General features: G+C 57.1%; 29 protein-coding genes and 1 tRNA gene. 17 read left to right on the top strand and 13 right to left on the bottom strand.

Annotation, left to right across the window (positions count from 1 at the left end):
- Nucleotides 1-45: 45 nt before the first annotated feature.
- From ACRQ1B_RS17405 to ACRQ1B_RS17395, 3 genes are read left to right on the top strand one after another with little or no spacing between them, the layout of a single operon-like run.
- Nucleotides 46-429 carry a response regulator transcription factor gene (locus tag ACRQ1B_RS17405; protein WP_432295093.1) on the top strand — a complete coding sequence of 128 codons (384 nt, stop codon included), beginning with the start codon at nucleotides 46-48 and terminating at the stop codon, nucleotides 427-429.
- A complete protein-coding gene (locus tag ACRQ1B_RS17400; protein ID WP_432295092.1) occupies nucleotides 426-1064 on the top strand; it encodes a chemotaxis protein CheX in 639 nt (212 codons plus the stop codon). Before ACRQ1B_RS17405 ends, ACRQ1B_RS17400 begins: the two co-directional genes overlap by 4 nt.
- A 28-nt stretch (nucleotides 1065-1092) precedes the next feature.
- Nucleotides 1093-3453 carry a hybrid sensor histidine kinase/response regulator gene (locus ACRQ1B_RS17395; protein ID WP_432295091.1) on the top strand — a complete coding sequence of 787 codons (2361 nt, stop codon included), beginning with the start codon at nucleotides 1093-1095 and terminating at the stop codon, nucleotides 3451-3453.
- Between the two features lie 237 nt (nucleotides 3454-3690).
- On the opposite strand, the gene ACRQ1B_RS17390 is transcribed toward ACRQ1B_RS17395, so the two are convergent.
- From ACRQ1B_RS17390 to ACRQ1B_RS17380, 3 genes are all read right to left on the bottom strand, one after another.
- The gene (locus ACRQ1B_RS17390) at nucleotides 3691-3936 is read right to left on the bottom strand and encodes a hypothetical protein (RefSeq protein WP_432295089.1); all 246 of its coding nucleotides are present in this window, start codon (nucleotides 3934-3936) and stop codon (nucleotides 3691-3693) included.
- Nucleotides 3937-4161: 225 nt separating this feature from the next.
- The gene (locus ACRQ1B_RS17385) at nucleotides 4162-4656 is read right to left on the bottom strand and encodes a GyrI-like domain-containing protein (protein WP_432295088.1); all 495 of its coding nucleotides are present in this window, start codon (nucleotides 4654-4656) and stop codon (nucleotides 4162-4164) included.
- Between the two features lie 280 nt (nucleotides 4657-4936).
- On the bottom strand, nucleotides 4937-5836 hold the full coding sequence (locus tag ACRQ1B_RS17380) for an alpha/beta fold hydrolase (protein ID WP_432295087.1): 900 nt from the start codon (nucleotides 5834-5836) through the stop codon (nucleotides 4937-4939).
- A 157-nt stretch (nucleotides 5837-5993) separates the two neighbouring features.
- Here ACRQ1B_RS17380 and ACRQ1B_RS17375 point away from each other — a divergent pair, with 157 nt between their 5' ends.
- Complete coding sequence (locus tag ACRQ1B_RS17375; RefSeq protein WP_432295086.1) at nucleotides 5994-6602, top strand: TetR/AcrR family transcriptional regulator; 609 nt, start codon at nucleotides 5994-5996, stop codon at nucleotides 6600-6602.
- Nucleotides 6603-6868: 266 nt separating this feature from the next.
- On the opposite strand, the gene ACRQ1B_RS17370 is transcribed toward ACRQ1B_RS17375, so the two are convergent.
- A complete protein-coding gene (locus tag ACRQ1B_RS17370; protein ID WP_432295085.1) occupies nucleotides 6869-7984 on the bottom strand; it encodes an NADH:flavin oxidoreductase in 1116 nt (371 codons plus the stop codon).
- Nucleotides 7985-8081: 97 nt separating this feature from the next.
- Here ACRQ1B_RS17370 and ACRQ1B_RS17365 point away from each other — a divergent pair, with 97 nt between their 5' ends.
- Nucleotides 8082-8462, top strand: coding sequence for a winged helix-turn-helix transcriptional regulator (locus ACRQ1B_RS17365; RefSeq protein WP_432295084.1), 381 nt, complete (start codon nucleotides 8082-8084; stop codon nucleotides 8460-8462).
- A 121-nt stretch (nucleotides 8463-8583) separates the two neighbouring features.
- Here ACRQ1B_RS17365 and ACRQ1B_RS17360 read toward each other — a convergent pair whose 3' ends face one another.
- Nucleotides 8584-9051 carry a DUF3597 domain-containing protein gene (locus tag ACRQ1B_RS17360; protein ID WP_432295083.1) on the bottom strand — a complete coding sequence of 156 codons (468 nt, stop codon included), beginning with the start codon at nucleotides 9049-9051 and terminating at the stop codon, nucleotides 8584-8586.
- A 682-nt stretch (nucleotides 9052-9733) separates the two neighbouring features.
- Here ACRQ1B_RS17360 and ACRQ1B_RS17355 point away from each other — a divergent pair.
- From ACRQ1B_RS17355 to ACRQ1B_RS17340, 4 genes are all read left to right on the top strand, one after another.
- Nucleotides 9734-10117: a hypothetical protein gene (locus ACRQ1B_RS17355; protein ID WP_432295082.1), complete on the top strand. Its 384-nt coding sequence runs from the start codon at nucleotides 9734-9736 to the stop codon at nucleotides 10115-10117.
- 441 nt (nucleotides 10118-10558) lie between these two features.
- Nucleotides 10559-10801: a hypothetical protein gene (locus tag ACRQ1B_RS17350; RefSeq protein ID WP_432295080.1), complete on the top strand. Its 243-nt coding sequence runs from the start codon at nucleotides 10559-10561 to the stop codon at nucleotides 10799-10801.
- Between the two features lie 11 nt (nucleotides 10802-10812).
- Nucleotides 10813-10980, top strand: a complete 168-nt coding sequence (locus tag ACRQ1B_RS17345) for a hypothetical protein (RefSeq protein WP_432295079.1) — start codon at nucleotides 10813-10815, stop codon at nucleotides 10978-10980.
- 60 nt (nucleotides 10981-11040) lie between these two features.
- Nucleotides 11041-11388, top strand: a complete 348-nt coding sequence (locus tag ACRQ1B_RS17340) for a hypothetical protein (protein ID WP_432295078.1) — start codon at nucleotides 11041-11043, stop codon at nucleotides 11386-11388.
- 436 nt (nucleotides 11389-11824) lie between these two features.
- Here the strand turns inward: ACRQ1B_RS17340 and ACRQ1B_RS17335 are convergent, their stop codons facing one another.
- Nucleotides 11825-12160 carry an oxidoreductase gene (locus ACRQ1B_RS17335; RefSeq protein WP_432295077.1) on the bottom strand — a complete coding sequence of 112 codons (336 nt, stop codon included), beginning with the start codon at nucleotides 12158-12160 and terminating at the stop codon, nucleotides 11825-11827.
- Nucleotides 12161-12582: 422 nt separating this feature from the next.
- Nucleotides 12583-12658 (bottom strand) — tRNA-OTHER (locus ACRQ1B_RS17330).
- A 98-nt stretch (nucleotides 12659-12756) separates the two neighbouring features.
- Here ACRQ1B_RS17330 and ACRQ1B_RS17325 point away from each other — a divergent pair.
- Nucleotides 12757-12918 carry a hypothetical protein gene (locus ACRQ1B_RS17325; protein ID WP_432295075.1) on the top strand — a complete coding sequence of 54 codons (162 nt, stop codon included), beginning with the start codon at nucleotides 12757-12759 and terminating at the stop codon, nucleotides 12916-12918.
- A gap of 1766 nt (nucleotides 12919-14684) precedes the next feature.
- Entirely contained in the window at nucleotides 14685-14867 is a 183-nt protein-coding gene (locus ACRQ1B_RS17320; protein ID WP_432295074.1) for a hypothetical protein, read from the top strand.
- Here the strand turns inward: ACRQ1B_RS17320 and ACRQ1B_RS17315 are convergent.
- Nucleotides 14864-15019 (bottom strand): hypothetical protein, encoded by a 156-nt coding sequence (locus tag ACRQ1B_RS17315; RefSeq protein WP_432295073.1) that lies wholly within the window; start codon nucleotides 15017-15019, stop codon nucleotides 14864-14866. The two genes, ACRQ1B_RS17320 and ACRQ1B_RS17315, sit on opposite strands and share 4 nt — an antisense overlap.
- A gap of 200 nt (nucleotides 15020-15219) precedes the next feature.
- On the opposite strand from ACRQ1B_RS17315, the gene ACRQ1B_RS17310 reads away from it, so the two are divergent.
- Nucleotides 15220-15603, top strand: a complete 384-nt coding sequence (locus ACRQ1B_RS17310) for a response regulator (RefSeq protein WP_432295072.1) — start codon at nucleotides 15220-15222, stop codon at nucleotides 15601-15603.
- Here ACRQ1B_RS17310 and ACRQ1B_RS17305 read toward each other — a convergent pair.
- From ACRQ1B_RS17305 to ACRQ1B_RS17290, 4 genes are all read right to left on the bottom strand, one after another.
- Nucleotides 15579-15815, bottom strand: a complete 237-nt coding sequence (locus tag ACRQ1B_RS17305; protein ID WP_432295071.1) for a DUF6894 family protein — start codon at nucleotides 15813-15815, stop codon at nucleotides 15579-15581. The two genes, ACRQ1B_RS17310 and ACRQ1B_RS17305, sit on opposite strands and share 25 nt — an antisense overlap.
- A gap of 136 nt (nucleotides 15816-15951) precedes the next feature.
- A complete protein-coding gene (locus ACRQ1B_RS17300; protein ID WP_432295069.1) occupies nucleotides 15952-16428 on the bottom strand; it encodes a PRC-barrel domain-containing protein in 477 nt (158 codons plus the stop codon).
- Nucleotides 16429-16545: 117 nt separating this feature from the next.
- Entirely contained in the window at nucleotides 16546-16749 is a 204-nt protein-coding gene (locus ACRQ1B_RS17295) for a DUF982 domain-containing protein (protein ID WP_432295067.1), read from the bottom strand.
- A gap of 377 nt (nucleotides 16750-17126) precedes the next feature.
- On the bottom strand, nucleotides 17127-17732 hold the full coding sequence (locus ACRQ1B_RS17290; protein ID WP_432295066.1) for an exopolysaccharide biosynthesis protein: 606 nt from the start codon (nucleotides 17730-17732) through the stop codon (nucleotides 17127-17129).
- 222 nt (nucleotides 17733-17954) lie between these two features.
- Here ACRQ1B_RS17290 and ACRQ1B_RS17285 point away from each other — a divergent pair, with 222 nt between their 5' ends.
- Nucleotides 17955-18422 (top strand): CopD family protein, encoded by a 468-nt coding sequence (locus ACRQ1B_RS17285; RefSeq protein WP_432295065.1) that lies wholly within the window; start codon nucleotides 17955-17957, stop codon nucleotides 18420-18422.
- On the opposite strand, the gene ACRQ1B_RS17280 is transcribed toward ACRQ1B_RS17285, so the two are convergent.
- Nucleotides 18400-18900 (bottom strand): DUF2231 domain-containing protein, encoded by a 501-nt coding sequence (locus ACRQ1B_RS17280; RefSeq protein ID WP_432295063.1) that lies wholly within the window; start codon nucleotides 18898-18900, stop codon nucleotides 18400-18402. The two genes, ACRQ1B_RS17285 and ACRQ1B_RS17280, sit on opposite strands and share 23 nt — an antisense overlap.
- Between ACRQ1B_RS17280 and coxB the strand changes: the two genes are divergently transcribed.
- The 4 genes from coxB (at nucleotide 18790) to ACRQ1B_RS17260 (ending at nucleotide 23464) form a co-directional block, all read left to right on the top strand.
- The gene (gene coxB, locus ACRQ1B_RS17275; RefSeq protein WP_432295062.1) at nucleotides 18790-19629 is read left to right on the top strand and encodes a cytochrome c oxidase subunit II; all 840 of its coding nucleotides are present in this window, start codon (nucleotides 18790-18792) and stop codon (nucleotides 19627-19629) included. The two genes, ACRQ1B_RS17280 and coxB, sit on opposite strands and share 111 nt — an antisense overlap.
- Nucleotides 19626-22136 carry a cytochrome c oxidase subunit I gene (gene ctaD, locus ACRQ1B_RS17270; protein WP_432295060.1) on the top strand — a complete coding sequence of 837 codons (2511 nt, stop codon included), beginning with the start codon at nucleotides 19626-19628 and terminating at the stop codon, nucleotides 22134-22136. The genes coxB and ctaD overlap by 4 nt, the downstream gene beginning before the upstream one ends.
- Entirely contained in the window at nucleotides 22133-22480 is a 348-nt protein-coding gene (locus tag ACRQ1B_RS17265; protein WP_432295059.1) for a hypothetical protein, read from the top strand. The genes ctaD and ACRQ1B_RS17265 overlap by 4 nt, the downstream gene beginning before the upstream one ends.
- A gap of 174 nt (nucleotides 22481-22654) precedes the next feature.
- Nucleotides 22655-23464, top strand: coding sequence for a formate/nitrite transporter family protein (locus ACRQ1B_RS17260; protein ID WP_432295058.1), 810 nt, complete (start codon nucleotides 22655-22657; stop codon nucleotides 23462-23464).
- Nucleotides 23465-23494 lie beyond the last annotated feature (30 nt).

The following is a 23494-nucleotide window of genomic DNA, read 5'->3' as shown; positions in this document are numbered from 1 at the left end:
GCATATGAGCGATGTATAGGTCGCAACAATGTTTCGAGGAAAGAAATGACGGTCACAGTTCTGGTCGTGGATGATAGCAAACTGGCTCGTATCGTCGCGGGCAAGGCAATTGCCGCCCTGCAGCCCGATTGGGTCCGTGTCGAGGCCGGCAGTGCTGCCGATGCACTGACCCTTGTCAATTCGCAGCAGATCGACGTCGCCATTCTGGACTTCAACATGCCGGAAAAGGACGGCCTCGAGCTCGCTGCGGAACTGCGTTCCGCTCATCCTCACATGCCGATCGCCGTCATTACCGCCAATGTTCAGGACGAGGTCGTTGCCAGAGTACGTGCCCTCAACGCCACTTTCGTCGCCAAGCCTGTCACGCAAGACGGGCTTGGCCCGTTTATCGCAGGGGCCGCTCTCCGGCTCAAGAAGGCGGGCGCATGACCGCCGATAAAATCGATCTTGACGAACTCGAGCGCGATGCGCTGACCGAACTTGTTAACATCGGTGTTAGCCGCGCGGCGGCGAGCCTCCGCAAGATGGTCAACAAGGAAGTCATCCTGTCTGTACCGTCGGTCGAGATCGTTACACGCAAGTCGGCGGCGTCCCTGATCGGGCAACGGGAGAGCGAATCCCTCATCGCCGTCCAACAGCATTTTGAAGGACCTTTTTCCGGCCGCGCGCTGCTGATCTTTCCTAAGAGCAACGGACTATCGCTTGTACGCGCCATTGTCGGCGACGAGATGGAAGAGACCGAGCTTGTCGACATGGAAGACGAGGCGCTTGCCGAGACGGGAAACGTGATCCTGAATGGCTGTCTCGGCTCAATGGCGAATATGCTCCAGCACTCCTTGAAAATGTCGCTGCCAGATGTCCGTCGCGGCGACAGCTCCCGTTTGTTTGAGGCGTACGACACCAGCGGGCAAGGAAGTTTCGTCCTCTTCCTTTATATCAATTTTTCCGTACGCGAACGTGACATACGCGGTTATATCGCCATGATCATGGACCTTCCTTCCATGGAGAAGCTGAAACAACTCATTGCCGACTTCATCGACCGCGTGATGACGGAAACCGAATAGCCTAACCCGATCAGTGATTGCGACGTTCATGACGAAATCTGCCGATGGCCCGTTGACCAATCAAGAGCTTCCGGAAATGGACGCGGCTCAACGGCGTCTGCAACTCGTTCTGGATGCCGCCGGCGCGACCTGCGGCTGGGAATGGGACATTGCCAAAAAGCGCCTTGTTGCCGACGCCCGCTTTGCCGGTATCACCAACCAGGATCCTGTCGAGCTCGCAGACGGTGTCCCAAGCGATCGTTTCTTCACGTCCATCCATCCGGACGACCTGAAGCGCGTCAAAGTCGCCGTCGCCGGAATTCTCGCTGGCTCGGAGGTCTTCTCCAAGGAATACAGACTGCTACGCAACGACGGCGGCTACCGCTGGGTTCGTTCCAGCGGCAGGGCAATCCGCAACGCAGACGATAAGCCGGTCAAGTTCATAGGCACGCTTGTCGATATCACCGAACAAAAGCGGGTTGACGAACAGCTTCGCATCGCCCAGTCCGCAGGCGGCATCGGTACATTCGAATATATCGTCGGCTACGGCACGATCAGCGTCTCCGAGCAGTTCTGTCGCCTGTTTGGTCTTCATCCGACAAAAATTCTGCCGGTCAGGAACCTCAACGACCTCATCCACCCAGACGACAAGCCGGTCATTGATCTGAGTGATCCAAATGACCTGCAGAGCGAGCATGATATTGAATTTCGGGTCAAGCGCGCAGACGACGGCCAGGAGCGCTGGCTCGCTCGCCGGGGCGAATATGTCGAAAGCATCCAGTCGAGCGGCCGTCGCTACGTCGGCGTGATCTTTGACATCACCGACGCAAAGCAGACACAGGAAAGCCTTCGAGAGGCGAACGAGGCTCTGGCCGAGATCGCTCGCGATAGCATCCGTGAGCGTGACCGCGTCTGGATGAATTCCAGAGACCTACTCGTCGTGATCGACACGGACGGTGTGTTCAAGGATGTCAGCCCATCCTGGCATGACATACTTGGTCACGCACCAGGTGATGTCATTGGCAAAAGAGTGCTGGATTTCGTCTGGGAGGAAGATCGTGACCAGACAAGACCGGACCTGAAGCGCGCAGCCGAAAACACCCATACCGCTTTGGACGTGCGGCTCACCCATCTCGACGGTTCGCCGCGTATCATCTCCTGGATGACCTCCCGCGAAGACGACCGTGTTTACGCCTACGGCCGCGACGTGACGGTCGAGAAGCAGCAGAAAGCTGTTCTCGAGGACACGGAAGCCCAATTGCGCCAGGCCCAGAAGATGGAGGCGGTTGGCCAGCTCACCGGTGGCATTGCGCATGATTTCAACAATATGTTGACCGGCGTGATCGGAGCTCTCTCCGTTATCAAGCGACGGATCGCGGCCAAAAAAACCGACGATCTGGACAAATTTATCGACGCGGCGACATCGTCCGCGCATCGGGCGGCGTCACTCACCCACCGTCTCCTCGCCTTTTCCCGCCGCCAGTCTCTCGATCGGCAACCCGTGGACGTAAAGAACCTGATCGTCTCGATGGAGGAATTGTTTCGTCGCACGCTGGGAGAACAGGTGGAGTTGCAGATCGTGTCGGCGCCAGAAACCTGGAAGGCGATTACCGACGCCAACCAGCTTGAAAGTGCTGTTCTCAATCTGGTCATCAATGCTCGCGATGCCATGCCCGACGGCGGTCAGCTGACAATCGAAACTACCAATGTTTCGTTTACCGAGGCCGACCTCGCTCACAGCGACACTCTAGAGCCCGGAAATTACGTCATGCTCGCCGTGAGCGACACCGGTACCGGCATGTCTCAGGCGACCATCGACAAAGCCTTCGATCCCTTTTTCACGACGAAGCCGATCGGCCAGGGCACCGGTCTTGGTCTCTCGATGATTTACGGCTTCGCGCAGCAATCGGGAGGCCACGCCCGCATTTACAGTGAGATCGGTATCGGCACCACGATTAAACTCTACCTTCCTGGAGGCACGGCGGCCGAAACAGGGGCCACCTCCCAGAAGGACCCTGCAATAACCCTGCCTCGCGGAGATGGTGAGACCGTCCTCGTCGTCGAAGATGACGATTCGGTTCGCATGCTGGTCGTGGACGTCCTCAAGGACCTCGGTTATCGCGTTATTGAAACGATCGATGGCAACCAGGCGCTACCTGTGATCGAGGGCCGTGAACGCATAGATCTGCTCGTGTCCGACGTCGGGCTTCCGGGAATGAACGGGCGTCAAATTGCCGAAATCGCTATCGCAGCACGTCCCGATCTGAAAGTTCTGTTCATTACAGGCTACGCTGCAGCCGCAGCCGCAAGAGCTGAGTTTCTGGCGCCCGGTATGGAGATGATCACCAAGCCCTTCGCAATCGATGATCTTGCCCAGAAAATAAAAATGATGCTGACGGGCAAGGTCTGATATGTCTGCGATCTGGACGACGATCGTCCGCGAGCATTTGATTGGATCTCGGGGTGCCTTGGTTGAATGTCTTGAAGGCAATAGGACCATCGACCCGTGATTGTTATTTGTCATTGCGGTGAAAATCGGCGATGTCTTACGTTTCTAAACTCTTCTAGGGCGACAAATGGATTGGTCAGGCACCAGAGAGCCGCCCAGTCTGTTGTCGAATTCAGACGCGAGAGGGCAAGGGACGCATCATTTGCGCCTAACGTCGTCGAAGCCTTCCATCCACGCTGCGTACTTCGCAGCATTTTCTAAGTCATCAAGGTACGGACAGCTGAAAGCATGGGCCCCGCTCAGAGCAGCATCGGCTCCTTCGCGATAGGCAGAAATGATCTTCTCCTCAGAAACTGATAACTGGGGAATATCAACCGTGGCATCTGGTCGTATTTTCACAACATGCGCTGTCGTGCCGCCGCCCATTCGCTCGCCATTTTCCATAGCTCGATGCCGTCAGTTTTCTCTAAAGTTCTTGGACCGGCGGCATATTAGAGCGGAACTGTTCAAACGTCCATCTCACTAGAGTTTTTGATTTGGCGAAAGAAATGTCCTCGGCATATTGAGAGCATTCAAATAGCATCGCGGCCGATGCTCAGTCGCATCGGCGGCTGGGAATGAGCGGCTGCTTTAACCGCTGCTTACCAAATCATTCCAGCCCAACAACCGTTAAACATCCGCCAGCTTGAACAGCAGCGTGGTTATAAGCTTGCTTGGATCAGGCTCAATGGAGGGATTGTTGTCGTGTACCTCGAGCCGGCAAGCAAATACCTCGCCTGCCTCTGTGCTAGACATGTCCCATTTCAATCCCTTCTCCTTTGCCCATCCGACAAGCATAGCGGTGGCATCGTAAAGTCCGTCATATGGGCCCGTGTAAATCATTCGGATATATCGCCCTGCCGGTAGCTCGCCTTCAACAAGACGACCTGACAGAAAAATGGACGCGTCCGTGGTCATACCCGCTTCGATCTCGAGACGCGGCATATCGATGAGGTTGAACTTGATGAACTCGACGCCGTCTGGCTTAACATCAGCTCGCACAAATGCGTCAAACAGCTCATCGAAAGCCGGATCGACCTCTTCGGCGAACGGGATCACAACTGGCAGACGGACAGCAACATAGCGCTGTGCTTCGCGTTCGACCATTTCCGGCATCGTGAGCATATGTTTCTCCCGCTCTCCCTCTCCAAGACGCATGGGCCATGGCCACTCCGACACCGGTTACAAGATTTTTGACAGACCATGATCGTCAGCGCACAAACGTCTGCTTCGTGCCGGAGGCAGCCGTAGTGGGTTAGCGCTTGATGGGACTGGAGCCTTTGCCCCCGTCTTTCGCTCTTCGTGGAGAGGACCCGACCACTTTGTCGGTCGTTCGTGTTTCGTCCCGTTAGGAGATGGCGTGCCGCGGCAAGCTAACTCGCCCCGAAGTCAATCACTCTGCTTCCTATATTGCATCTCGAAATTCCGAGAGATCTCTATTGAAGCGACTTGGTTCCTCCAGAAAAGGTGCATGACCAGAATCCGGATAGATCTTCGACTGAACGCTTGGATTAAGATCCTTTGCCCGCGCGATACTTGCGCCGGTGATGACCAGATCGTCTTTACCGCCATACAGCAACAAGACGGGCACTTCAGCTTTCGGCAGGCCATCAGCCACATCGACCGTCATTGAAGGAACGGCTTTTGTCATAACCCAAGACGCCATCGCGGCGTTCGACAGAAGTCGTTCGAACGTCGCGGCATCGGGTTGCGTTTCGAAGCACAGAGCAAGAAATGTTCGAACAGCGTTGAGGTGCGTCTTCAGATCGTCAGATGCAAGCCCGGCATAGACCTCAGGATGCGGTGTGATGAGAGCGGAATTGAGTTCGATAACGCCATCGACATAGACCACGCCCCCTAGCTTGTCGTCGCCGTATGCAGCCAGGTAGTTCGATATAACGACACCGCCAAGGGACCACCCTACCACAACCGGCTTTTCGACGTCGCTGGCCTGCAGCACGGCGGCAAGATCATCCGCCCATCGGCGTCCGTCCCGATATGCTTCCGCGTCATCCGGCTTATCCGATTGCCCATGGCCGCGCAGGTCATAGGTGATCATCCGGTACTTCTGCAATCCTGGACTGCCTGTCTGCTCTGCCCAGTTGAGGCGGCTCCCGAGCAGACCATGGATGAAAACGATCGGCTTTCCGTCAGGACTTCCGGTCTCCTGAACAGCGATCTCGACGCCATCCGGCGAGTGTACGGTATAGTTCCTATCAGCCGCATCTACTGCTGACGCCGAAAACACCATTAGGACTGCCACGCTCAGCGAGCGTGCCAGTCCGGTGAACTTATTGAATTTCATTCAGAGCAATCCTTGGTTGTCTGAGGAGACTTGGCCTCGAAGCTGGAACGAGAGCCAAGACTGATGAAGGTGGGTGCGACGGCCATCACGTTATTTGTATCGATCGCTAAACACTAACGACTTGCTTTTTGATGTCAACCAATCTTTAGTGATCACTATGGATAAGATCATTCGGAAGCGGCGCGGTGGTCCTCGCACCTTTGACAGAAACGAGGCGGTCGATACCGCGATGCGCCTGTTCTGGCGCCACGGCTACGAGGGGGTGTCGCTGAGCGACCTGACATCTGCAATCGGCATTGCTCCGCCGAGTCTCTACGCCGCGTTCGGCAGCAAGGCAGGACTGTACCGTGAGGCGCTGGACCACTATTTCGGGATGCAGGGCGCATTGACCGATCTCGGCGTCGCGACAGATGTGCCACAATCTATTGAAACCATGCTGCGCAACGCAGTCGACGCGGTGACATCGACTGAGGGGGAACGAGGTTGTATGGTGTCGAGTGGAATGCTGCAAAGTGCGCCAGAACATTCCGAGCTAGCGGGGGAACTGACCGCGCGGCGGGATGATATGCGGCACTCAATCTCGCAAGCCCTACTTCGCTGGATCGATACAGCTCGCGCTGAGACTCTCGCCCGTTATCTCGTGACCGTCCTGCAGGGCCTTTCCGTGCAGGCTCGAGACGGTGCGACGCGTGACGAATTGGAGCGGGTCGTCGATCAGGTCATAGCAGGGATTCGCGCGACGTTGCCACTCAAACCGGCTGTTTGAAGCGCCATCGGTTGTCCGTGATGCGCTTCGCAAGCAAGGCCTGCTCCAGTCGATCATATCACTCAGGACCCTAAACGCGTTGGCCGCCCAATCTCTTCGCGCTTGAGTAATCGTCTAAACGCACAATAGTTTTACCGAAAACAGAGTGCGGCCAGCCCATATTGACTAACCGCGATTACTCTAGACGCTATCCTTCGCTACGGCGGCAAGGACCTTTACGTCGACCAAATCTGGTCAATCTGCCACAGTAGAAAGACAACTATAGCTCACACCAGTTCAGCTAGTGAGGCAGCGTCGAAGCCCTTAAGCCCTTCCCAATTACCCGACCGTATCTTCTCGACCCAGGCGGGATCAGTAATGAGTGCGCGGCCAACAGCGATAAGGTCAAACTCATCACGCTCCATCCGCTTAAGAAGCCTGTCCAGTCCCACGCTGGTCGAGCCCTCGCCACTGAACGCGCCCATGACGTCGCCTGACAAGCCGACCGAGCCAACGCTGATTGTGGCGGCGCCGGTCAACTTCTTGGCCCATCCGGCAAAATTGAGCCCTTCTGCCCCGTCGATCTCAGGGAACTCCGGCTCCCAGAAGCGCCGTTGCGAGCAGTGCAGCACGTCGACACCCGCATCGACCAGAGGCTGCAGCCAGTCGGCCATTGAGTCGGGCGTTTCGGCAATTCGCGCGGCATAGTCCTGCGGCTTCCACTGGCTCACGCGCAAAATGATCGGGAAGTCCCGTCCAACAGCAGCGCGGACTGCCATGACGAGCTCGGCGGCGAAGCGAGACCGCTCACGGATCGTGGCGCCGCCGTAGCTGTCGCTGCGCAGGTTGGTGCCACTCCAGAAGAATTGGTCGATCAGATAACCATGGGCGCCATGGAGCTCGATTGTGTCGAAGCCAAGCCGCTTTGCCTCAGCGCCCGCTTTGGCAAAGGCGGCAATCGTATCGGCAATGTCCGCTTCACTCATGATCTTGCCACGCGGAAGGCCGGGCGCGTCAAGCCCGGAGGGGCTCTCCACCTCCACCTCGGGCACCCAGTCCGTCAGAAAACTCTTGACCCCGCCGGTGTGCCACAGCTGCGGCCCCATTTTGGCCCCGCCATCATGGACCGCATCGATCACGCCCTTCCAACCCGAAAGGGCCTCATCGCCGTGGAAGAACGGTATGCCTGGGTCGTTGCGTGATGCTGGCCGATCGATCACCGTACCCTCCGAGAGAATGAGGCCGGCACCACCTTCGGCCCGGCGTCGATAATAGGCGGAATGCACGGGACCGGGGATGCCAGCAGGAGCGAAACTGCGCGTCATCGGGGCCATGACGACGCGGTTCGCTAGTTCCATCGAGCCGATGCTGAATGGCCGGAAGAGGACGTCTGTTGGTTTCATAGGAGAGCCTTTCGCGTTGATTTGCGCGAAAGGTATACATCTGCTACTTAGGCGCAAGAACGCACTTGAAGTCGCCTAGGTATCGCCGAGGAAACCCATGCCCGTCTGCCAACACTTCGATGAGAACTGCCCCAGTCGCTCTCTCTTCGACAATATCGCTGACAAGTGGTCGATGATGGTGATCAGTGTGTTGGAAACAGGGCCCATGCGGTTCAACGGGATCAAGCGTCACCTGGGGGGCGTTACACAGAAGGCGCTGACGCAATGCCTGCGGCGGTTGGAACGCAACGGATTGATTTCCCGCCGCGTGATAACCGGGTCTCCGATCGGAGTTGAATATGCGATCACTCCGCTCGGCCGCTCGCTGCTGGGTCCATTTCAGGCACTCCATGCCTGGACCCTGGAGCATCTGGATGAGGTGGGAACGGCGCGCCAGGCGTTCGACAGTCGCTTGCCGCGTGAACTGAAGATTAGGTAAACTCATCCCATCATCGGGCTTCAGATGGAGGCGGCACGACACCAATGGACTCGCGCTGCTGCCCAACCGTAAGGCTGCCGCAGAGTGCCGCAGCCTTCGACGCTTGTACACCGTATACCATTTAATCCAGGAGATCGGCAGGCACCTTACCGCCGTTCTCGGACAGCTTCTTGAGAAGCGCTTTGTGCAGCCAAGTGTTCATAGCCGCGGAGCCATCCTTTTCTCCGGTGTAACCAAGCTCGTCCGCTAGTTCCTTGCGTTCAGCAAGGCTCGCATCCATTCCGAGCGCCTTCATCAAATCGACGATCGAGTGCTTCCAGTCGAGCTTCTGACCACTGCTCTTCACGGCCGCATCGAGGATTGGCGCGATCTCAATGGGCTGAGCTTGCGGGGGGGCCGATTGCGCCGGAGCGGGCGATGCGCCAGACGTTGCCGGCGTCACCGGCGCTGTCCCTCCGACAGGCGATGCGGTGCTGGCGGCTGGCTCGACTTGAGCGCCGGCGGACGGCGACGATTGCGCCACCGCCGATTCAGCCGCGGCGGCTGGATGTCCAAAAATAGCGTCTTTGATTTTGCTGAAAATGCCCATTTGGGTTTCTCCCTCTAGCTTCAGGTTGTTTCGCAATCATCAACTAGCTGTGAACAAATGAGTTCCGTCCACTTCTCGGTCCTCATGCTCCGTCCCCTGGGCCACCTGGCTACTGATCACCTTCCGCCCCCCGCCCGGTCAGAGGGTCGATATCGCCGCCCTGCGGGCAGACGCTGGCGGATACATCAGACAGTGTAAACGACGGAACCACACGCCCCTAGAAGGGTTGTAGCAATGCCCCAGCCGATTATGACGATGCGTCGGCTTGGCAGCGCCATCGCCCCGCTGACAGCCCTCAGTGGGGCTTTGTGCGTTTAGGAGGATTGACTCATGAAAGAATGAGAACATAATAGGAACGCAAGCCTATTGTAAGACCATGATCGACCGCTCAATCATTGCCGACCTGCAGCAATGCATAGACCAAGTAGCAGGCGGTTCGGCGCAAGCTCACCTTCGCTGGCGTTTAGCGTGGCTGAGATCGACGGCCGTCTTCCGGGGGGTGGCCTTGCGCTCGGTAAGACGCACGAGAATGCGGGTGGCGGTAGCGATGTGACCACCGGTACGGTTTCTGCGCTATTCACGGCAGGGACAGCTGTCCGGATCCCCGGCCCGATCATCTGGTGCTTGTCCCGACCTGAATTTTTCGCACCGGCCGTAGTTCAGATCGGCCTCGGAGGAAGGCGTGATCGAAAATGCCGAAGAAGGCCTACGATATCACGGTGTTGCAGTTGTTGTCGCTGAGTTGGTCTGGCTGCCCATGGTGGCCAGCCGATGGTTCCAACTCGCAGCGGAACAATCTGGAGACCGGCCTTATCATTTGTCGCTGGCGACGGCACCCGTAGCGACAGATTTCGGCAATCCCACTGCATCGGCTTCGAGATGGCGCGTGTCAGCCCTTCCCTTTGAGCCTCTTCCCGTACAGGGTGTCGGCCGGCAGCGGTGGCATCTCGAGGTTATGCGCATCCGTGCTGCAGAGAGTTTTGAGGTTGAGGTAAACGCGTGCGACGCAACAGGCGACAAGACATCTATCGAAGAGCGACGAGATTCGTGGAGCGCCGCGATATGAGCCTACCAACCCTTTGCGACTTCCGCGGTGAAACGATCGACATGGTCTGCAACCGGTGCGATAGGCATGGGTTATACGATCGAAATTCGCTGGTGAAAAAGTTTGGTGCCGCAACCCAGTTTGTCGAGCTCCGGCGTATCATGGCGATCGGTTGCGACCGTCGTGGAACGGACACGTGCGAAGCGGGTTTCCCCTGTTTGCTGGCAGCAGACATCCTCATAGAGGCGGCGAAATGAGCGACGAGGGACGCACAGCGCAGCTAAATGGTGCAGGCCCGTACATTCACCATTGCAGCGTCGAAGGCTGCGGAAAGTGGGGCGGTTGGGGATTTCGGGTCGGTGCTGGCGAGCCGCGATGGTGGTGCTATGAGCATTATCCGCACAAGCGAGCGTCGGCGCGTGACGAGGCGGCAAATATCGCTGACGAGATAGGAAGATTACAATGAGCACCAAAGGGAAGCTGATCGTATTGGCTGCGTTCCAGAAAAACGAGGAGGGCGAACTTTTGCCAGCCTTCGATCCGCGCCAAGTGGACACGGAAGAACGCGCAAGGCGCGACGCCCGACTGATGGCCGATCAATTTGCCGGTGTCGTTGCGTGGAGCCGTGAGGCAGATCCATCAATCGGTGAGTATGGTCCGCCCGTTGTTATCTTTCAGGCTTGGGAGGTGCCGGAACTAGAATGAGGGACTGTGCAATGATTGACCAGGATAATAAGCTCGTTGAGCTCGGACCTATTGCTCTTGAGCTGATGAAGCTATCCGAAGACCTCCGCGTCTTTGCTGAGACACCACTTTTCGAACCGCATAACGTCGCTAATGACGATGCGCCTCCAGCGCAAGAGCAGGCTGCAGACGCCACGTGATCAATCGCCGCTCACAAATTTGCGTCTTGATGGACTCCGTCACCGCGATTAGAGCGCATCATGGAAAAATTGCAAAGAGCAGAGAGAGACTATCATGTAGCCCTCCTGAAATTGGCGGGCGAGCCCATCGACTTCACCGCTGCGCGGTTCGGAGTGTCTGTTGCTAACGCGAGAAACATCGCGAAGAGCAACGCATGGATGGTTGAAAAGAGGGCTGGGAGAGGAGTTCCTCCTAGGCTTACCACTCGTGCAGCAATCGCCATCGAAGAAGCTCTTGGTATATGGCCGACGGACGCAGACAAGCAACTCGTCGAGAGCAATGCAATGACCATGCTTAGGTCTGAGAACGGCCGTCGCGTCGTCATGAGTGATATAGGTACATGGCTTGGCCTCAAGCCGCCCATCTAAACAACTGGCAGACGAACTGGACTTAAACAGACATTTCGTTTAGGTTGGTACGAACATCGATCGGATTATGGGGAAGAAAGTTGGCCGCCACGTCTCATGGGGATTCGTTGGCTGGGTCCTGTCCCGAAACCCTTCGCTGGATGACGACCCCTCAACGTCCAGCCGCCCCGATTCGTCCGTCGCATAATTTGACCGAGCTTGATCCCGTGCGAGTGCGTCCATAGAGGCGCGTCGCGATGACAGAAATCGGTGACTGAGGAATTACTGGAACCCCATTCCCGACATAATGGTTAGTCCTGTGCAGCTTTGATCATTGACTACTTTGCTCTGAAGACCCGTTGGCCGAACAGCCAGCGGGTCTTTTTGCTGGGAGCATCAAAATGCTAGAACGCCCCCTGCCGGCGGGCAGGAGACGCTTTGTCAAGCTGCAGTTTTATCAGCAGGATGTGCCGACGGTGCCTGCACCCGGATTGGAGGTGCCACCCGTGGTTTCAGGCTTACCAGCCTGAGCTGCACCCTGCGTGCCGCCCGGGGCACCACAATTCGACTGCGAGCTGCCAGCGCTATTGCTGTTCGAGCCGCTGGAAGCTCCGCCCGATGCGCCGCCATTGTTGTCGCCGCCCGTGCCAGTGGATCCGGTGTTGCTGCTCGCACCGCTGTTGCTGCCACCGTTGTTGTCGCCGCCTGTGCCACTGGAGCCGCCAGCACCCTGCGCCATTGCGGACGTTGCCAGACCGAGTGAAAGCGCTGCGACTGTGAGAATTTTAATCATCGGGTGTTCCTCTTTGGCTTCTTTTGACCCTGATAGAACAGGCCCACCTCGCAATGGTTCCCTTGCGAGCTTAGAACAAAAAAGTCCTCCACCGCGAGGGAGAGGGGCTCGCGCATCGTTCGTTAGATATCAGCAGGAGGTTCTTCCGGAACCGGTGCCCGTCGAACCGATGATGGCGACCTTTTTCCCGCGCTCCATCATCCGCTTGGCACTGTCGTGATAATGCCTTCACAATGACTGCGGATCTCTTGGATCATGGAATAGATCAAGGTCGCCCTTGTGTGGCTTACGGTGGTCAACGACCTCGGCGGCCGTCACATCCTCTGTGATTAGGGGGAACTCGCAGAGCGGCTGCAGTACAAGCTAGTGCTCGCGCAGGCGCTTCCATGCGGCTGCGTCGTAAAGGTGGCGCTAGGTGGACTTGGTTGCGGAGGCTGGACTTAAACCAGCGACGTCTTGTTATGAGCTAAGCGAGCTACCATGCTGCTCTACCCCGCGAGATTTGGAAAAAGCGCCCTTGATCCCCATATGATGGACATGAGCGGCAGCCGCTGTGTGCGGCGATGCCATTGCCGCCTCATCTCAAGGAGACAATCATGACAGAACGAGAAGGCGCCTCGGCGCCGACGCCAGCCTATGAACCGAAGGTTCTAGCCAAGAAGTTCAGGATCACCGTTGAGGAAGCAGCCAAGATCATCGATCAACACGGTACAGACCGTAAGTCCATCGACAAGGCTGCACGCCGCATCGCGGCATAAGAAAACAAAAGCGCCGAGCTCAGCCAACCACGGGAGCCCGGCGCGGGCGTGCCACGTTGCTGAGAGGAGGCAGCGCTTTGCCAATGTAATCGGCAGCAGAGTGCGGAGCCTCCACGTTTAAGTGTCTTACCGTTGACCACGTCGCGACCGTGTTACGTTGCTGCAAATAAGTGCATCCAGCAACTGCTCGTCAGCAGCGCCCTCACGTTAATTTGTGACGTTAGGCTTATCGGCCGCCTCTACCACGGTGCGAAACCCGGTGCAGACAAAGCGACAGAGGATTAGGATGCTCAAAGGTACCGCCTCAGTCCGCTGAGCGGCTCGAAATGGCACACTTGAGCGCGATGACCAGCATCACGCCCACGACCAGCAAAGCGATGATCCAGTCTTCCACCGGAAATCCTCCTGATGACCGAACCAATCAAGGAAGACGCAGTTCCTATGGAACTCACGGGACCGTGAGGCATTGTGATCCGTCACAAGCTCATATCCAAAGAGGAATTTTCAATGAACAGCATCGTTTGGCTCGTAGGCGCAGTCGTCATCATTCTCGCCGTACTCAGCTTCTTCGGCTTCCGCTGATCGGCATGTAGTCACCCGCTGCGTTCAGCGGCTGCAACGAATGCAGCATGACGGCGGGCCGGTCGTAACCGCAATGGGGCGAGAGTGTCTTGCGACACCCTCTTACCCCGGTGCGATGGATGCGTGTGGCATACGGTCCTATGCTGCGCGGCTACGGAATCGTCGCAATGCCTCCGCTTCGCCGCCTTCTCTCGCCGATCGATTTCCTGCCATTTCACACTGACGGTTCCGCACGCCATTCCGATTATGGCCCTACCTGCCACTGCGGGCTGCGTGTACTCGCCGTTTGTAGCAAACATGTCCTCTCGCCCTTCGCGGCGGAGTACGCAAGACGCCACCCTTCGTCCTCGTGGATGTATTCCGGACCGCCTACCAACCCCGAAAAGTATGCGAGGATCTCCTCCTGCCACCGCCTGAACCCTGTCGCGTTGCCAGCTCGTTTGCAGCCAAGCGAAAACGGGGGCGATGAGGCGCTTAAAGGTTTCCTGGGAACGTGGCCTGTACTCTGCGGGGCAGGCACAATAGGTGAAAGCGTATAAGTTTGGGCATTTGGATCCTCGGACACGATTTCGTTGTACGGCTTTATCCGTGTGGTGACCACGTGACGGGTGTCCGCCCGCTAACCTGTGGCGTAGAGCCATAAGAGATCAGTTGCGTGGTACTGGATTCAGTCAATCGTGATAATCGGTTGGCCTTTACGATCTTTCGATCCAGCGTTTCTGCCTACCCACTGCTCACTGAATTTTCCCCCCGCGTCAGCGCAGGGAAGCCAAATGAAACTTGCAGCGTTCGCATCAAATCTCAGCCGTTGTTTCAACCGTGCTTGAGTAATCAATCGCTGCTCCTCTGGTATCGACGGTGATTTATCCGGAAGCGATCGCCGACGGATAAGCTTAACTGTGTGCAAAGACGTCGCGTTAACTTTGCGTTAAATGCCGCGGAGCATTGCTAGCGCCGACGCAGGCATTTGTTCGGAGTTGGTTCATGCGCGTGCCAGGATCTATCGTCCTATTCGCAATCCCCATTATCGCGATTTTGATGTTCGGCGCCTCGTTGGCCGTGGAGAGGCTGGATGGTGTTGACCAGACCATGACGGGCTCTATCCAGCGCGTACGTTAGCAAGCACTAGGGAACCTCAGAGATCATGAGCAGTTATTATGGACTGACATGTTCAGGAGGATGGTATGGTTGCGTCGTTTCTCATGAGCGGCTTTGTGGTTGTCGTCCTTGCCGGCTTAGGTATCTGGTTCGCCAAGGGCTGGAACGACGATGGTCCTGTTTGCCGAGATCGAGAGGCAAAACGCGAGCAGTGGCGCAACCGGCAGGCGGAGCGCGCTGAGTGGCGCGACGCTTCAAGCAACAGCTAAACAGCCTTGGACAAACGCAACTGCCTGGCTGGCAGCATCGGAAGGGTGGTAAAAGAAACAACCACCACGCAATGCCCGAGCCGGGCCAGAGCTGCATGGCGATCTTTCTGCGCAGTGAACAACCATCCTTTGTCGACCTTGTTTTCGATCATTCGGATTCGGCCGCCCGCGAGACAAATTCGGAGGTCGGCCTCACCTGGCGTGGGCGGCATCAGGGATTGTGTTGGGGATAGGAATTTTGTTGTGCTCCGACAGATTGCGAGATGGTCGATCGTAAAGAGCCTTCAGCGCGCACTATGAAAGGATATAACATTTTATATAGCCGCTAGAAGCTGGCATGATAAAGAGAGCCATGAAAGAACATAACAAGACCGCGCTCGTGCTCGATGACGAAATGCTGATCGCACTGGACGTGGAAGCGATGCTCTTCGATCTCGGGTACGCTCGAGTGACGGTTGTCCCGAGCATCGACGAGGCCTTGGATTATCTAAAAAGCGACAAGCCAGACGTGGCAGTTATCGACTACCACGTGCGCGGCAGAAACTGTGAGCCGGTCGCAGGTGCGCTTCGGAGCTTGGACGTGCCTACGATAATTCATTCTGGAACGAACTTCGATCCCGATTATCACAGCCCGTTCCTAGCTGACTTCCCTTGGTTGGCAAAACCTGCCTTGCGGGAACATCTGGCCAGTGCGCTTGCCGTAGCGGTCGATCAGTCGAAATTGACCACTGACTGAAACGGCACGGCTTCAATAATCTCACCATTTTCAGAGACAATTTCAAATGTCTCGTTGGCAAGAGGTTGTCCGTGCCATAGCCCGTCGGACACCATTTCTCTAGCAGCTCGCACGGCTTCTGATCTTGCCTCTGCAGATGACTGAAAGTCCGCCTCGAAGGTTTCGCCCAACGAGCCGTCCGAGTTTCGAATCTGAAAGTGAAATTTGGTCATTTCGCACCGGTATCATTAGAGCATTCTAACGAAGTCATGTGAAAAAGGGCCGCGACGCTTTAACGCCCGGCCCTTGGAGGTCGCTTCCGTCCGCTCCAGTACATCCGTGGTAGCCGACGGAAGCGACACATGAAGCTTACTTCTTCATCTTGTCGTAATCGAACTTCGGCGCCGCGGTCAGGGCTTCCTTATTCGTGTCAACGTACGCCTTCCACGTGCCGTTGTCGTCCGCAATGGCCATGGATGCCGGATCGATTACAACGTAGCTGCTGCCAAGGCCGAGGAAGCCGCCGACGCTTGCGATTACGCCGATGACCGACTTGCCGTCACCGATCACGACGTCAGAGATCTCGCCGACCTCTTCGTTTTCCTTGTTGTAGATGTTCATGCCGACGAGCTTTGAAGTAACGAGGTCAGCATCCTTGATCTCGACGAACTTGAGCGGCATGTTTGCTGCCTTGCCCATAGTGAGACCCGGGCCAACCATCGTCGCATCGGCGCCGGAGGCGGCTGGCTGCTCAGCTGCGGGCGCTGCCGGGGCAGCGGGCTGCTGCGCGTAAGCTGCAGTGCCCATCATCGCTACAGTCACGGCGGCGGCAATCATCTTTTTCATGAGTTTATCCTCGTATGCATCTGTTATCACGTCGCTTCGTGACCGCCAGATAACGAGCTTATCGGATAAACGTTCCCACACCAGCAATGCTCATTGTTGAATTTCTCGCGAGAGAGTTCAGCCGTTGTGCGGGCCTTCGGCTTCATCCACTACCGCCTCGAAATATTCTCTCGCCTCCGCGGAGGAAAGTCTGCCAGCTATCGCCTCCGTGAGCATCCGACATGCCAACTTATAGTGAAGATCGGTTCTTCCAGCCATCTCTATCTCCAGCAGCTGAAGCGCTTCGGCGGGAGCGGAGATTGTGCGGCCGCGAACCACCATCGGGATTTCCCACGAAACGCGCCTGGTCAAATGACGCCTGCGATCAGTAGGCAAACAAAGATCAACGAGAACAATGCCGCGTTCAAACCGAGGTAATATGCGATGTCGTGGGTGTTTCGCGGGGTGCGGTTCATAAGCAATTCCTCCTGCACAACAACCGGCTAAAGCCCTCAATGTTCCCGCAATGTTTCACGCTGAATCACCGTCCAGCGCTCGCTTAAAAATCAAAAAGGCCGGCGCGATCGCTCGCCCGGCCTCCCGTCACATAACACTATCAATTTCGGCTTAATAGCGAGCCGCGCGATCAACGCGCTTCCCTGCGTTCTGGGCCGCGGCGATCTTCGCTAGTTCTTGAAGCATCTGCTACGCTCCAATTGCTAGGCGGAAAGTGCGGAATGGACGAGATATCCACTGGCAGCAGCCATAACAGCGGCGACGACGGCAGCAAGACCGTCACGCACGAGCAACGAAATTCCGATCATTATGATAGCCAGCATTGGAACGGTGCTTGCGAAAGGAATTAGCTCAAGGGGCGGAACGCAAGCGCAGAGCAGTAAGACTGCCAGAGATAGAAACTGGAGATACGGGGGCTCTGTTGCCCACTTCATTCGCGGCCGGAAAATGCTTTCGGAGTAACGTGCAAATGACGTGATCTTCCCCAACCCCTTCTTCAGTTTGTGACCGTTGAGGGTGCGCTTCTCTATAATTTGGGGCAACCAAAGATGTTTGCGCCCAAACAATATTTGCACGGCAAAAAGGCTGATGATGATGGCAATGGCCGTAGGAACACCCGGTATGCCACCGATCGGACTTATCTCGATGATCGCTGGGATGATTAGGAAAGGCCCGAAACTTCGCTCTCCAATTTCCTCGCGAATTTCGTGAACCGTGATCTTTTCGGATGAACCTGAGAGCGCGACCAATCGTTCAATGAGATCCGATAAGCCATTCTCGTCGCGCGTTTTTCCCAACTTTTCAACCAATGCATGTTTTTTAAGGTCCGTCTTTGGACTTGGACAACGGCGGCAGGTGCCCTCGGTTCCGGACCTGGTTCGCACCTTTAAAGATATGAAGCCGGTACCCGCTTCACGCTTTCGTGCTCTAGACACATGCGGTCGAAACTCCATTTACCGGAACTCCTGATTTTTCCCCATCATTACAGGCAAAGTTTGCTCATAGCGCTTCTGAAATTCGTCCACATCACCATGATCGCGATTTGGACCGCCGGTCTAGTCAGTCTGCCTGGGCTATATGTTCAGCGCGCACATGTAAAAAACAAGGATGCGCTTTATCGCCTGCAGATGATGGTGCGCTATGCCTATGTGACAATCATTTCGCCAGCCGCATTCATCGCGGTGGCAAGCGGCACGGTCCTCATCTTTGGCCAGCAAACTTATGCCCCATGGTTTTCAGTCAAACTGCTTTTCGTTGGCGTGCTTGTTATCCTGCATGTCCTGACAGGCCTGATCATCATCAGACTGTTCAACGAGGGTGAGACCTATCCCGCCTGGCGCTTCGTCATGGCGACAGCAATCACCGTGGTCGTCGTGGCGATGATCGTGTTCCTGGCGCTTGCCAAGCCCGTCATCGAAACGGAATTTGCGGATGGACTGATGCGACCCGGAGGCTTGCGAACTCTCGTCGAGCGTTTCAGTCCTTGGCCGATACCATGAGGCCGACACCATGATCGAAAATCAGTTTGCCACCATGCCACCCGGCCATTCCCGTCAGGACGCAGGTCAGCAAAGAGACAAGAATCCCATGTGGCAGTACATCGCCTGCCCCGGTTACCCGCAGACCCCAGTTGAGGCCAGCACATGCAATAAGCGTGACCGCGGCGATCGCGTGCGCCCAGCTCGCCACCCGTTCGCGGATGCCGGGCACGGACAGCAACTCAATCGTACCGACCAGACCGGCAGCCACACCAAAAAAGAAGACACCGCCCGAACTCCACACGCCAACGCGTGTCCAGAACGGATCGGCGGACCACCAGAACAACACATCGACGGCAAGCGTCAGGAATGCGAGAGCGATGGGAAAATGCACGCTCATGGCATGAAGCGGGTGGCCGGCCACCGCGATCATGGAACTGGCATCCTTCTCTGTAACCTTTGCAGTGACAGGATTGGCCGCTTCGGTTTTTTCTTCCATCAGAGTTCTCCGCTTTCTGGGCAAAGTCATGGAGAGTGGAGTTGGTTCCGCAGTGTCAGTGCGATCGGCCTAGTCTTGCTTCTCGGCGGGTGCAGCGGCGAGCTTTCGGCGCTTGATCCTGCCGGGCCATCAGCGGCATCCATAGCGGATCTCTGGTGGGTGATGCTTTGGGGATCATGCGCCCTGTTCGCGCTTGTCCTCGGTCTGTTTCTGGCGACATGGTTCGTTCCAACTTTCGGACGCCGCCTCCCGCCGGATCGATGGATTTTATGGGGCGGTCTCGCCCTTCCCTTGCCTGTTCTGATCGCGCTTACCCTTTACGCCTTCACACAAGGTGAATTCCTCCTCAAGGGCGCCACTAAGGACGCCGAAGACGTCCTCGAAGTTCGCGCGATGGGACGGATGTGGCAGTGGCACTTTTCCTATCCGACACTGCCCGGCAGCGTGGCCGAACCAGGGGTCTTGCATATACCGGCCGGCAGAACCATCGAGATCGTCGCCGAAAGCAAGGATGTCATTCACAGTTTCTGGGTGCCCCGCCTCGGCGGAAAGATCGACGCTGTTCCGGGACATGCGAACCGGCTCCGCATCCGCGCCGATGAGCCCGGCCGATATGGCGGCATCTGTTCGGAATACTGCGGTACCGGGCATGCCGGCATGCGTTTCGAGGTCCGTGCTCATGACACCGACGGTTTCATGAATGCGGTCACCGGGGGACCTAACCTATGAACGAAAAAATGACGTCAGGCCAGAATCCGATCGCATTGCATCGCGCGCTCGAACGCATATGGGGTACCAAGCCCGGCTGGGGACGGCTCGCCGCCGTCAACCACAATGTCATCGGCATCCGCTTCATGCTCACCGCACTGGTGTTTTTTACGATCGGTGGCATTCTTGCTATGCTGATCCGCACACAGCTGGCGTCAGCCGAAAGCGTGTTCATGGATGCCGAAACCTATGCGCAGGTGTTCACCATGCATGGGTCCATCATGATGTTCCTGTTCGCCATACCTTTCTTCGAGGGCATGGCGATCTATCTCCTGCCGAAACTGCTGGGCAGCCGCGATCTCGCCTTTCCCCGCCTGGGGGCCTATGGTTATTGGTGCTATCTTTTCGGCGGGCTGATCCTGATCGGAGCGCTGATCGGCGGCGTCGCGCCTGACAGCGGCTGGTTCATGTACACGCCGCTGTCATCGTCGGTCTATGCGCCCGGCATCAATTCCGATGTCTGGCTCTTGGGGATCACCTTTGTCGAGATCTCGGCGCTTTCCGCTGCAGTCGAGATTATCGTAACGATCATGAAGATCCGTGCCGCCGGCATGTCGATCGATCGTATTCCGATCTTCGCATGGTACATGCTCGTGGTCGCGACCATGATGCTCGTCGGTTTTCCGCCCCTCATTCTCGGCTCCATCCTGCTTGAGGTCGAGCGCGCATTCGACCTGCCGTTCTTCGACCCCACGCGAGGCGGCGATCCATTATTGTGGCAACATCTTTTCTGGCTGTTTGGGCACCCCGAGGTCTACATCATCTTCCTGCCAGCGGCCGGCGCGATTTCCACTATTCTGCCTGTCCTCGCCGGCACGCCGCTTGCCGGCTACCGCATGATCGTTGCAGCCATCGTCTCCATGGCATTTCTGTCGTTCGGATTGTGGGTGCATCACATGTACACGGTGGGCATTCCGCATGTGGCGCTGTCCTTTTTTTCAGCGGCAAGCGCTCTCGTCGCCGTGCCGACGGCAATCCAGATCTTTGCCTGGCTCGCAACGATTGCGCATGGGCGACCGCGCTTTTCCATTCCCATGCTGCATATTTTCGGGTTCTTTTTCGTGTTCGTTATCGGAGGTCTGACCGGCGTCATGCTCGCCATGGTGCCGTTCGACTGGCAGGCCCACGACACACATTTCGTCGTCGCTCACCTGCACTATGTCCTGGTTGGCGGCTTCGTTTTTCCCATGCTGGCAATGGCTTATTACTGGGTTCCGCACCTTAGCGGAAAACAACCCGTACAGCATCTATCGCATGCGGCGTTCTGGATGGTGTTTATCGGCTTCAACGTCACGTTCTTTTTCATGCACCTGACCGGATTGCTCGGCATGCCGCGGCGCATATTCGAATATCCCGCTGAGTTTGGCTGGGAAACTCTGAACTTCATTTCCTCCATGGGAAGCTTTCTGATGGCAATGGGTTTCGCCCTGGTTGCCCTCGATTTCATCCTGTTGTTCAAGTTCGGCCGACCATTTAGGCGAAACCCCTGGCGCGCCGGCACGCTGGAATGGGCCATGCCGACACCGCCGCCCTCCTACAACTTCGCCTCCATCGCCCGCGTCGATAACCGTGCGGACCTCCTCGATCCCGACAAGATCGGGCCGCGCCTTGCTGCCGGCGACGGCTATCTCGGCATGCCGCGGCACGATCGGATGGAAGTGCTGGGCGTGGATCCCATAAGCGGAGAGCCGGACCAGGTCGTGGAGCTTCCCCGTCAGACCTATCTGCCGCTCTGGACTGCGCTGGCGACGGGTGCCTTCTTCCTGCTCATGCTCTTCAAGCTCTACTGGCTTATTCCCTTGGCGCTTGCCGCCGTGATCGGATGCTTCTGGCTATGGACCGTTCGTGATGGTTCTCCAATCGACAGGGAGCCGGTCTCGATTGGACACGGCCTGAAGGTACCGGTGCATATCAGGGCACAGATCCCGCCATCCCATCTCGCCATGGTGCTGACGCTGGTCGCCAACGCAACGCTTTACATCTCGCTGCTTTTCGGCTGTCTTTTTCTGTGGGTCTCCGCGCCCAACTGGCCACCAAAACATGTCTCGCTCGACATGCCACTTCTGGCCATCGCTGCCGCCGCTTCAGTTCTGACTGGCGTTGGCAACCGTCTGGCAGGCGGCAGGACGAACCTGGCTCCGGTCGGAAATGCTCTGTCGCTCTGCGCGCATCTTCTATCGGCATCGCTGTTTCTTTGGGTCGCCTTTCTGACGTTGCCTGCGCCTTCCGGTCATGCCGCAATCGCCTCCCTGTTTGTGGTTCTCATCTATGCCTCGCTTCATGGCATGATCGGCGCCATCTTCGCCGCCCATGCCATATGGAGAGCCTTGTGCGGTCATGATGAATCGGTGCGATCGCTTGATTTGAGAATCGGACGGCTTTGGCATGATTATTCGGCGGCAGCAGCCATATGCGCTGCCGGCTTTTGCTGGAACCTGCAAATCCTGATCGCAGGAAGTGCGCCATGATGCGCCATCCTGTCCTGCTCATGGTTTTGGGTTTTGTCGTATGGAGCGGCGCCTTCCTCGGGATCTACTTCACCCAGGCAACCGCCTGCAGCCTTGCCATGCAGAGCCAATTCCTCCACGCTTCTGCAGGGGCACTCCGGCTTGTCTTGATCGGGATCGTCCTGGCGGCCATTGTGGCGGTGATTGCCGTCTACCGGTTTCAGCGACAGTCACCGGACCTATCGGGCGACACCAGAACCGCCGATTTTCTGAAAGGCCTCACGACACGCGTGTCGGTCGCGGCTCTCTTTTCGACGGCTTTTTGTTTCATTGGCGTCTTCTGGCTCACTCTGTGCGCGGCCTGAACCCCGCCAATACGCTCAAGCCAATGTCGCGCCATATGGCGCGGGCTGACCGCTGGCTAAGTGGTACTCACATAAACGTGTTCAATTGCTATTGAGCCTTCTGCCCGCCGGATCGTTGCGAACCATGTGTCATTGACGGCACGGGGGAGCAGTTGCATCCAAAAGGGAGAGCCCATGACCGGCACAGCATCGTTGCCACAACCGGATGAATTGTATGGCAACATCTTCGATGCCTGTCAGGACAAGGCAAACCTTCCATTCTCAAAGATGGTGGTGCTGGGTACACTCGCCGGCATCTACATAGGCCTGGGTGGGCTTTTCTCCACGGTCGCGCTCGCAGGTGCCGGGGAGATCGCCTTCGGCGCAGGTCAGGTTTTGTCGGGGTTGGTCTTTTCGCTCGGTCTAGCGCTCGTGCTGATCGCAGGTGCGGAGCTGTTTACCGGCAATACACTGATGCTGGGGCCGGTCGCTGCGAAGCGGATACCGTTGACGCGAGCGATCACCGCACTTTCCGTTGTCTATGTCGCAAACTTTGCGGGCGCGATCCTGCTTGCCGGCATTGCGGCGGTCTCCGGGCTCCACGAAGCTGGTGACGGCGCCGTCGGGCGCGCTGCACTGGAACTTGCCGAAACAAAAACGGCAAAAAATTTTGCAACAACCGTCGCAAGCGGCGTACTTGCCAATCTGCTGGTCTGCCTCGCGGTATGGCTTGCCTACGCGGCTCAGAGCGCGGCCGCCAAGATCATCGGGCTCGTACTTCCGGTGACGGCGTTCGTGGCGGCCGGGTTGGAGCATTCGATCGCAAACATGTACCTTCTTTCCTATGCCTATCTGGCACAGGGACTGATCGACCAGGGAACCACCTTGGTGTCGCTTAGCGCGATTGCAGCCAACCTTTTGCCCGCAACAATCGGAAACATTCTAGGGGGCGCCTTTATCGCCCTCGCCTATCACGCTGCCTACGGCAATAGCGCCAAGGCTTGACCCCATCCGGCATCGGTGCATGCGCGGCTG

It is taken from the genome of Endobacterium panacihumi, assembly GCF_050847465.1.
Lineage (GTDB): Bacteria > Pseudomonadota > Alphaproteobacteria > Rhizobiales > Rhizobiaceae > Neorhizobium > Neorhizobium panacihumi.
The sequence above is the reverse complement of the archived record's forward strand: the minus strand, read 5'-3'. Positions and strand labels throughout refer to the sequence as shown.

What these genes read in the sequence shown, in the direction of transcription:
- ACRQ1B_RS17405 (WP_432295093.1), top strand. Translation starts at nt 46, where the DNA reads ATGACGGTCACAGTTCTGGTCGTGGATGATAGCAAACTGGCTCGTATC.
- ACRQ1B_RS17400 (WP_432295092.1), top strand. Translation starts at nt 426, where the DNA reads ATGACCGCCGATAAAATCGATCTTGACGAACTCGAGCGCGATGCGCTG.
- ACRQ1B_RS17395 (WP_432295091.1), top strand. Translation starts at nt 1,093, where the DNA reads ATGACGAAATCTGCCGATGGCCCGTTGACCAATCAAGAGCTTCCGGAA.
- ACRQ1B_RS17390 (WP_432295089.1), bottom strand. Translation starts at nt 3,936, where the DNA reads ATGGAAAATGGCGAGCGAATGGGCGGCGGCACGACAGCGCATGTTGTG.
- ACRQ1B_RS17385 (WP_432295088.1), bottom strand. Translation starts at nt 4,656, where the DNA reads ATGCTCACGATGCCGGAAATGGTCGAACGCGAAGCACAGCGCTATGTT.
- ACRQ1B_RS17380 (WP_432295087.1), bottom strand. Translation starts at nt 5,836, where the DNA reads ATGAAATTCAATAAGTTCACCGGACTGGCACGCTCGCTGAGCGTGGCA.
- ACRQ1B_RS17375 (WP_432295086.1), top strand. Translation starts at nt 5,994, where the DNA reads ATGGATAAGATCATTCGGAAGCGGCGCGGTGGTCCTCGCACCTTTGAC.
- ACRQ1B_RS17370 (WP_432295085.1), bottom strand. Translation starts at nt 7,984, where the DNA reads ATGAAACCAACAGACGTCCTCTTCCGGCCATTCAGCATCGGCTCGATG.
- ACRQ1B_RS17365 (WP_432295084.1), top strand. Translation starts at nt 8,082, where the DNA reads ATGCCCGTCTGCCAACACTTCGATGAGAACTGCCCCAGTCGCTCTCTC.
- ACRQ1B_RS17360 (WP_432295083.1), bottom strand. Translation starts at nt 9,051, where the DNA reads ATGGGCATTTTCAGCAAAATCAAAGACGCTATTTTTGGACATCCAGCC.
- ACRQ1B_RS17350 (WP_432295080.1), top strand. Translation starts at nt 10,559, where the DNA reads ATGAGCACCAAAGGGAAGCTGATCGTATTGGCTGCGTTCCAGAAAAAC.
- ACRQ1B_RS17345 (WP_432295079.1), top strand. Translation starts at nt 10,813, where the DNA reads ATGATTGACCAGGATAATAAGCTCGTTGAGCTCGGACCTATTGCTCTT.
- ACRQ1B_RS17340 (WP_432295078.1), top strand. Translation starts at nt 11,041, where the DNA reads ATGGAAAAATTGCAAAGAGCAGAGAGAGACTATCATGTAGCCCTCCTG.
- ACRQ1B_RS17335 (WP_432295077.1), bottom strand. Translation starts at nt 12,160, where the DNA reads ATGATTAAAATTCTCACAGTCGCAGCGCTTTCACTCGGTCTGGCAACG.
- ACRQ1B_RS17325 (WP_432295075.1), top strand. Translation starts at nt 12,757, where the DNA reads ATGACAGAACGAGAAGGCGCCTCGGCGCCGACGCCAGCCTATGAACCG.
- ACRQ1B_RS17320 (WP_432295074.1), top strand. Translation starts at nt 14,685, where the DNA reads ATGGTTGCGTCGTTTCTCATGAGCGGCTTTGTGGTTGTCGTCCTTGCC.
- ACRQ1B_RS17315 (WP_432295073.1), bottom strand. Translation starts at nt 15,019, where the DNA reads ATGATCGAAAACAAGGTCGACAAAGGATGGTTGTTCACTGCGCAGAAA.
- ACRQ1B_RS17310 (WP_432295072.1), top strand. Translation starts at nt 15,220, where the DNA reads ATGAAAGAACATAACAAGACCGCGCTCGTGCTCGATGACGAAATGCTG.
- ACRQ1B_RS17305 (WP_432295071.1), bottom strand. Translation starts at nt 15,815, where the DNA reads ATGACCAAATTTCACTTTCAGATTCGAAACTCGGACGGCTCGTTGGGC.
- ACRQ1B_RS17300 (WP_432295069.1), bottom strand. Translation starts at nt 16,428, where the DNA reads ATGAAAAAGATGATTGCCGCCGCCGTGACTGTAGCGATGATGGGCACT.
- ACRQ1B_RS17295 (WP_432295067.1), bottom strand. Translation starts at nt 16,749, where the DNA reads ATGGTGGTTCGCGGCCGCACAATCTCCGCTCCCGCCGAAGCGCTTCAG.
- ACRQ1B_RS17285 (WP_432295065.1), top strand. Translation starts at nt 17,955, where the DNA reads ATGATCGCGATTTGGACCGCCGGTCTAGTCAGTCTGCCTGGGCTATAT.
- coxB (WP_432295062.1), top strand. Translation starts at nt 18,790, where the DNA reads ATGCACGCTCATGGCATGAAGCGGGTGGCCGGCCACCGCGATCATGGA.
- ACRQ1B_RS17280 (WP_432295063.1), bottom strand. Translation starts at nt 18,900, where the DNA reads ATGGAAGAAAAAACCGAAGCGGCCAATCCTGTCACTGCAAAGGTTACA.
- ctaD (WP_432295060.1), top strand. Translation starts at nt 19,626, where the DNA reads ATGAACGAAAAAATGACGTCAGGCCAGAATCCGATCGCATTGCATCGC.
- ACRQ1B_RS17265 (WP_432295059.1), top strand. Translation starts at nt 22,133, where the DNA reads ATGATGCGCCATCCTGTCCTGCTCATGGTTTTGGGTTTTGTCGTATGG.
- ACRQ1B_RS17260 (WP_432295058.1), top strand. Translation starts at nt 22,655, where the DNA reads ATGACCGGCACAGCATCGTTGCCACAACCGGATGAATTGTATGGCAAC.